The 6,479-nt window shown below is 63.5% G+C and carries 4 protein-coding genes and 2 pseudogenes; 1 reads left to right on the forward strand and 5 read right to left on the reverse strand.

Annotation, left to right across the window (positions count from 1 at the left end):
- Window positions 1–273 precede the first annotated feature (273 nt).
- The 3 genes from FCU66_RS23060 to FCU66_RS23070 are packed head-to-tail and all read right to left on the reverse strand — an operon-like array spanning window position 274 to window position 4,945.
- Window positions 274–1,770 carry a sugar ABC transporter ATP-binding protein gene (locus FCU66_RS23060; protein ID WP_136621400.1) on the reverse strand — a complete coding sequence of 499 codons (1,497 nt, stop codon included), beginning with the start codon at window positions 1,768–1,770 and terminating at the stop codon, window positions 274–276.
- Window positions 1,770–2,825 carry an SMP-30/gluconolactonase/LRE family protein gene (locus FCU66_RS23065; protein ID WP_136621401.1) on the reverse strand — a complete coding sequence of 352 codons (1,056 nt, stop codon included), beginning with the start codon at window positions 2,823–2,825 and terminating at the stop codon, window positions 1,770–1,772. Before FCU66_RS23065 ends, FCU66_RS23060 begins: the two co-directional genes overlap by 1 nt.
- Window positions 2,822–4,945, reverse strand: a complete 2,124-nt coding sequence (locus FCU66_RS23070; RefSeq protein WP_136621402.1) for an ABC transporter permease — start codon at window positions 4,943–4,945, stop codon at window positions 2,822–2,824. The genes FCU66_RS23065 and FCU66_RS23070 overlap by 4 nt, the downstream gene beginning before the upstream one ends.
- A 79-nt stretch (window positions 4,946–5,024) precedes the next feature.
- On the opposite strand from FCU66_RS23070, the pseudogene FCU66_RS42995 reads away from it, so the two are divergent.
- A pseudogene (locus tag FCU66_RS42995) lies at window positions 5,025–5,144 on the forward strand (cytochrome c-type biogenesis protein); the annotation flags it as partial.
- A 60-nt stretch (window positions 5,145–5,204) separates the two neighbouring features.
- Here the strand turns inward: FCU66_RS42995 and FCU66_RS23075 are convergent.
- Window positions 5,205–6,230: a sugar ABC transporter substrate-binding protein gene (locus tag FCU66_RS23075; RefSeq protein WP_136621403.1), complete on the reverse strand. Its 1,026-nt coding sequence runs from the start codon at window positions 6,228–6,230 to the stop codon at window positions 5,205–5,207.
- Between the two features lie 62 nt (window positions 6,231–6,292).
- Window positions 6,293–6,479 (reverse strand): annotated as a pseudogene (locus tag FCU66_RS23080) (ABC transporter permease); the annotation flags it as partial.

Genomic DNA, 6,479 nt, shown 5'->3' on the forward strand with positions numbered 1-6,479 from the left:
GGCGCGCAATAGCGTTGAAGATTAGCCGAGGCACCTAAACTTCGTCATCCTAGGGCGAAGCAGGCGCGAAGCGCCGTCGCGGAGACCCTGGGATCCATTCCGTGACCTTAGCCGAAGAGTGCAGCGGAGCAGAATTCTGCACCGCAGCGACGCCTGGAAGTCGCGGCATGGATCCTCGGGTCTGCGCCGCGTCGCTACGCTCCTTGCTTCGCCCGTGGATGACGAAGGGATGGACGTCCCGGCCAATTATCGACGTAAGCATCGCCCAGAACCCTAATGCACCGCCGCGTACATGATCTTCTCCTCCGTCGCCTCCGCCGGCGAAAACTCCTCGACGATACGGCCCTGGCGGCAGACCAGGATGCGGTCGGACAGGTTCATGATCTCCGGCAGGTAGGACGAGATGACGACGACGGCCAGGCCCTCATCGGCCAGCCGGTTGATGATCTGATGGATTTCGGCGATCGCGCCGACATCGACACCGCGTGTCGGTTCGTCGAAGATGACGATGCGCGGCCTCTGCACCAGTCCCTTGCCGATCACCACCTTTTGCTGGTTGCCGCCCGACAATTCGACGACGCGCGCATTGTCGTTGATCGCCTTGATGTTCAGCGTCTTCGTCCATTCGGCCGACAGCGCGCGCATCTCCTGCTGGTTGATCACCCAAGCCTTTTCGCGGCCCGCCGCCAGCAGCCCACCGAACAGGTTCTCGGCAATGCCCATCGTCTCGAAAATGCCTTCGCTCTTGCGGTCCTCGGTGACATAGACGATGCCGTCGGCCACCGCTTCGCTCGGCACGAGATAGCGCACCGGTCTGTCATCCAGCTCAATGGCGCCGCCGCGCAGGAAATCGCGCTTGTAGATGCCGGAGATGATCTTGAACGTCTCGGTGCGGCCGGAGCCGATCAGCCCGAACACGCCGGTGATCTGGCCCTCGAAGATCGAGAAGGACGTGTTGCGCACGACATTGCTCATCGAGATGTCCTGAACAGACAGCACCTTCCGGCCCGCCTTGCGCAGCTTTGCTTCGTCACGCTGCCGGTAGATTTGCCCCGACAAAGTGCGCCCGACCATGGCGGCGACGATCCTGTCGCGATCGAAAGCCGATGTGTCGTCGGTGATGACCAGTTCGCCGTCGCGCAGGATGGTGATGCGGTCGGCAATATCAAGCGCTTCTTCCAGCGCATGGCTGATGAAGACGATCGAAACGCCGCTCGCCTTCAGCCGGCGGATCAGCGCGAAGAAATGGCGCTTCTCCTCCGGCGTCAGCGTCGCCGTCGGCTCGTCGAAGATGATGATCTCGGCATTGTGGTGGACGGCGCGCGCAATCTCGACCATCTGCCGCTTGGCCGCACCCAGTGTCGCCACCATGGCGTTCGGATCGACAGGAAAATTCAGCGACTGCAGGAATTGTTGGGCCGAGATGTAGGTGCCGCGCAGCCGGTTGAGGAACTTTTCGGTGCCAAGATAGAGGTTCTGCGCCACCGTCATTGACGGCACCAGGCTGGTCTCCTGGAACACCATGGCTATACCGGCTTCAAGGGCTGCGTGTGGCGAAGCGTAGGCGATCTCCCGGCCGTTGTGGAACATCTTGCCTGAGGTCGCATCGACCACGCCGGCGATGATCTTGGTCAGCGTCGATTTGCCGGCGCCATTTTCGCCGAGCAGTGCATGGATCTCGCCCTTCCTGAGGTCGAAGCTGACATTCTTCACCGCGGGCACGCCGCGATAGGTCTTGGTGACGTTTTCCAGCCGAACGATCGGTTCCATCAGAAACCTCCCGAAGCGAGGTCGATGGACAGCACGCAGTCGCCGCCCCTGGAGGCGATGGACAGATGGCTGTCCTTCTCGGCCACGCTGCAGATGCCGTGGCGCGTGCCGTTGGCGCGGCTGTGCAGACTGAATTGCGGCAGCATCTTCTGGTCGAGCCTGACCACAAGCCCGTAGGAGCGGCTCGGCGACCATGGCTTGTGGATGCCCATGGTGCGGATGCCGCCGCATTGCAGCGGTTCGAGGAAGCTTCGGCTGGAAGCCAGCGCCGGCGCGATCCAGTAGGCAGGCGGCACTTGGCTGAGCATATCCTGCCGGTAATGCGTTTCCTGCAGCACGAATTCGATCAGCCGGTTGCGCGGCGCAAACAAGGTCAGCCACGCCCCACCATCGGCGGACGGTGACAGCCGCGCGGGATAGCCTGGCAGATGCGCCAGCACCGTGGAACGGCTGCCGGTCGCACCGTCGAATCGGATGAGCTGGTGACGCCAGCTTTCGCTGACCAGAACATCCCGGCCGACAGGATGCAGTCCATAGGGAAAGGCAATGTCGCCGGCGACCTTGCGAAAATCACCGCCCGCCGCATCCCGCTTCCACAATGAACCGGAGGCACCCTTCGTCATCAGATCGGCGGCCCATTGCGAGGGCGCGTGCTCGGCCGAGCCATTGGCCAGCCACAGCGCACCATCGTCTGCATAGGCAAGTGCGGTGATGCAGCGGATCTCGGCCGGCAGCGAAACCTCCCTGCCGCCAATCAGCAGCTTGCCGCTCTCCAACCCGACCGTCAGTTCGCCCGATGGCGACAGCGCCAGCGCGGTGACAGCAGACGGAAACGTCTCGACAATTTTTGGCTCGCTTCCGGCAGCGATCGAATAGAGGGCGTTGCCGCTGGAGGCCAGCAGCCTGTCACCGGTAACCAGCAGATTGTCCGGTTCCGTCAGCTCGGCAAACGCAGGCGCATCGTCCAGCCGCGTGTTGGGACGAAAAGCGCCGTCGAGCGGCGGTATGGTCACGGCCTTGCCGCGAAACAGGTCCAGCACAGGATCGAGGATCATGGTTTTGCTCCCCAATAGGACGCGGGGCTGGTCCAGTTCGGGTCGGCGCCTGCAATCTTGTAGCGGCCGATGCGGTTGTTGAGGATGCCGCCGACGAACAGATATCCCTTGTGCTCGCGCATCGAGGTGACCATCGGGTGCGCGCCGCCGGTGAGGTCGCCCATCGCTTCGACGATGCCGCCCTTCTCTGTGAATTTCACCACGCCGCCGGTGTTGATGTTGGGGAACAGCCATTCGTCCTGCGGCAGCCGCCGCGTCATGCGCTTGCGCATGTCGGGATGGCGCAGCGACAGGTCAAAGCTCGGCGTGCGCATGCCGAGCCACGCCATCCAGTAATTGCCGTCGGAAGCGCGGTTGATGTTGTCGGGGTAGCCCGGCATGTCGCGGATAACGCATTCGGCGGTGCCCGCCTTCGGCCCTTCCAGCCAGTAGCGATGCACGCGGCAGGCCCAGCTTTCGGCGAAGAACAGCGACTTGCCGTCATGCGCCATGCACACGCCGTTGGTGTAGCGGTAGCCGTCGAGCAGCGTCCTGGTCGACCCGTCCTTCGGATCGTAGACCAGCAGCCGGCCGGTGGCGCGATTCTCGATCGAGTCCAGCGCCCAGTCATGCGCGTCATAGCGCTTGGTCGAGTCGGTGAAGTAGATGCGGCCGTCGGGTGCGATGTCGCAGTCGTTCGGGTCGCGCAGCCGCGCATCGTCGACGATCGAGGTCCAGGAGCGCGAGGTCTCCGCCGACAGGCGTTTCACCTCCCGATCCGGCGAGACCGAGTAGAGGCCCATGGCGCCGACGCAGCTGATCAGGTTGCCTGATTTGTCGAAGGCCAAGCCCAGCGGGAAGCCACCGATATGGGCAAACACTTCCGACCTGACATAGTCCGGCGCGAAGTAGCGGACGATTTCTCCGTGGCGGGTGCCGCAATAGAGATTGTCATCGCGGTCGAGGATGACGTCTTCCGGCCCTTCCAGCTCGCCAAGCCCGATATGGTCGGCGGCCGACAGCCTGTTGTCGAGCTCGTAGGGCGTGCCCGAGCCGGGCGCAGCCGACTGCGTTTCGCCCATCTTGAGATAGACCGGCGCGACATAGACCTCGTTCAGCACCTTGTGGCGGTTCTTCAGCCAGCGGATGTCGATGGTCACCGCCACCGCCAGCATGATACCCAGCACCATCTGGTTGGTGCCGGTGCCGTAGCCCAGCCGGATCAGCCCGTTGGTCATGGTCAAGACGATGATGGCGCCCATCAACCCCTTGATCACCGAGCCGCGGCCGCCGCCAAGGCTGACGCCGCCGACCACCGCCGCCGTCAGCGCCATGATCTCGAGGTTGAGGCCTGTGCCCGGCCCTGCCCCGCTCAAGCGGCAGGCGATGAGGAAGCCGCCGATCGAGGCGCAGAAGCCGGAAAAGACATAGGTCATGAACACGGTGCGGCGCACGCGGATGCCGGCATTGTGCGCCGAGCGCCTGGAGCCGCCGACCGCCAGCACGTGCCAGCCCGGCCGCGAACGCGTCAGCGCGATATGGGTGACGATGGCCAGGATGATCGCCAGCCACACCGAGACGGAGAGCCCCCACAAGGTGCTGTCGCCGATAAAGTCGAGCACATCCGATGTGGCGGTCGAGAGCTGCACATCGGCGGCATAGGTGGTGACCAGGATGTCGAACAGCGCCCGGCCGAAGATGAAGGTGACCAGCGTGGTGAGAAAGGCGCGCAGTCTGAGGTAGCCGACGAGATAGCCGTTGATGGCGCCGAAGACGAGGCCGGTGGCGAGCGACGCGGCCAGCGCCAGCCAGATGGACTGTTCGAGGATGAAGAAGACATAGACGGCGGAAAAGCAGGACAGCGCGAAGATCGAGCCGACCGACAGGTCGATGCCGCCGCCCAGCATCACCACCGTCATGCCGGTGACCACCATGGAGAACTCGCCGAGCTGGCGGGTCGATTCCTGCAGCGCGGTCAGCTTGAAGAAGCCGGGAATGATCGAGCCGAAAGTTGCCAGCGTCGCCACCAGCGCCAGGAACGGAATGGCGTTGTCGGTCCAGCGTTTGGTTAGAATCTCGCCGACGACATGGTCGGGCACGAGATTGTAGCGCCAGGACTGGAGGCGTTCGCGAAAGGACATCGGCTGCTGCTATTCCATGAGAAAAAGGGCCGGGTTGTTCCCGAGGCAATCGCTTCGGGGGTATTTCGATCTCGGCGCTGCCCCTCATCCGCCTGCCGGCACCTTCTCCCCGTATAGTGACGGGGAGAAGGGAAGCGCACCAACGTCGGCGTCCCCCTCTCCCCGTTCTTCACGGGGAGAGGGTAAGGGTGAGGGGCAGCGCAAACCTTTGACGATTAGAGATGACCCGGCCACCTCATTGATATCAACCGCACAGATCCTACTTCGCCGCCGCTTCGGCCTGCAGCGCCTTCAGGTCCCAGCAGCTGTCGGGCTTGAGGTCGGCCTTGGTCGTCGCCTTCTCCAGCGTGTAGATGTAGGTGTGCGAGGTGCCGGCCGGCTGGCCGCTCTGCAGCAGGAACTTGATGATGGCGTTCATGTCGCCCGACTGGCGGGCAAGATCGGTCATCACCACGGCGCCATAGGTGCCGTCCTGCAGCTTGTCGCAGTCGGCCGCCTTCTCGCCGCCGCCGGTGGTGACCAGGAACACCTTGCCGTCGAGCTTGGCGTCGCGGATCGCGGCGGACGCGCCGGTGGCGTCACCATCCCAGAAATCGATGATCGAGCAGATGTCGGGGTTCTGCTGCAGCATCGTCGTCGTCACGTTGCGCGAGGTCGTCGCATCCCAGTTGGAATCGGGCTTCGCCACCACCTTGAAGTCGGGATGCTTGTCCAGCACCTTCATGATGCCGGCATACTGGTAAAGGCTGGAAGAATTCGCCTGGTCGCCCTGCACCAGGCCGATCTTCTTCGACGAGTTTTCGCCGCAGCCCTTGATCGCCGCTTCGGCCTCGAGCTGGCCAAGCCGATCCCAGTCGCTGCCGATAAAGGCGTCGGCCGGGAAGTTCGCCGGATTGTCGACCAGGATGACATAGGTGCCGGCGGCCTGCGCCTTCTTCATCAGCTTGGAATAAGAGTTGAGGTCCGGTGCATGGATGATCAGCACGTCCGGCCTGGAGTCCGACGAGATGGCGTCGGTGATCGCCTGCGCGCCTGCATCGACGACCCAGTTCGGATCGCGCGTTTCGAACACGCCGCCCCAGGCCTCGACCTCGGTCTTCAGATAGTGCGCCCAGCCCTGCGCCAGGTCGAAGCCCATCGCCAGCGGCACCAGCATGACGCGCTTGCCTTTGAGCGCCTGCGCGTAAGCCGCCGGGCCCGGATCGTCGGCGGCGAAGGTGGGCGCCACGAAGGCCGTGACGGCAAGCGCCGTGGCGGCTGCCATCAATGTCCTGATGAATTTCATGTCAGATCCTCTCGTTTCGATTTTCATTGCCGGCCGATCGGGATGGATCGGACCGGGTACCCCTAAATGTCGCCTTGCTGGGCGGTCTGCTCGTCGCGTGGATTGATGATGCCGTCGACGATGATGGCGCCGAGCAGGATCGCCGCCTTGATCAGGTTCTGGTAGAGCAGCGGAATGTCGATGATGGTCATGGCGTTGAGCAGGATGCCAATCAGTGCTGCCCCGACCAGCACATTGCGCACCCCGCCC

The organism is Mesorhizobium norvegicum, from assembly GCF_004919685.1.
GTDB lineage: Bacteria > Pseudomonadota > Alphaproteobacteria > Rhizobiales > Rhizobiaceae > Mesorhizobium > Mesorhizobium norvegicum.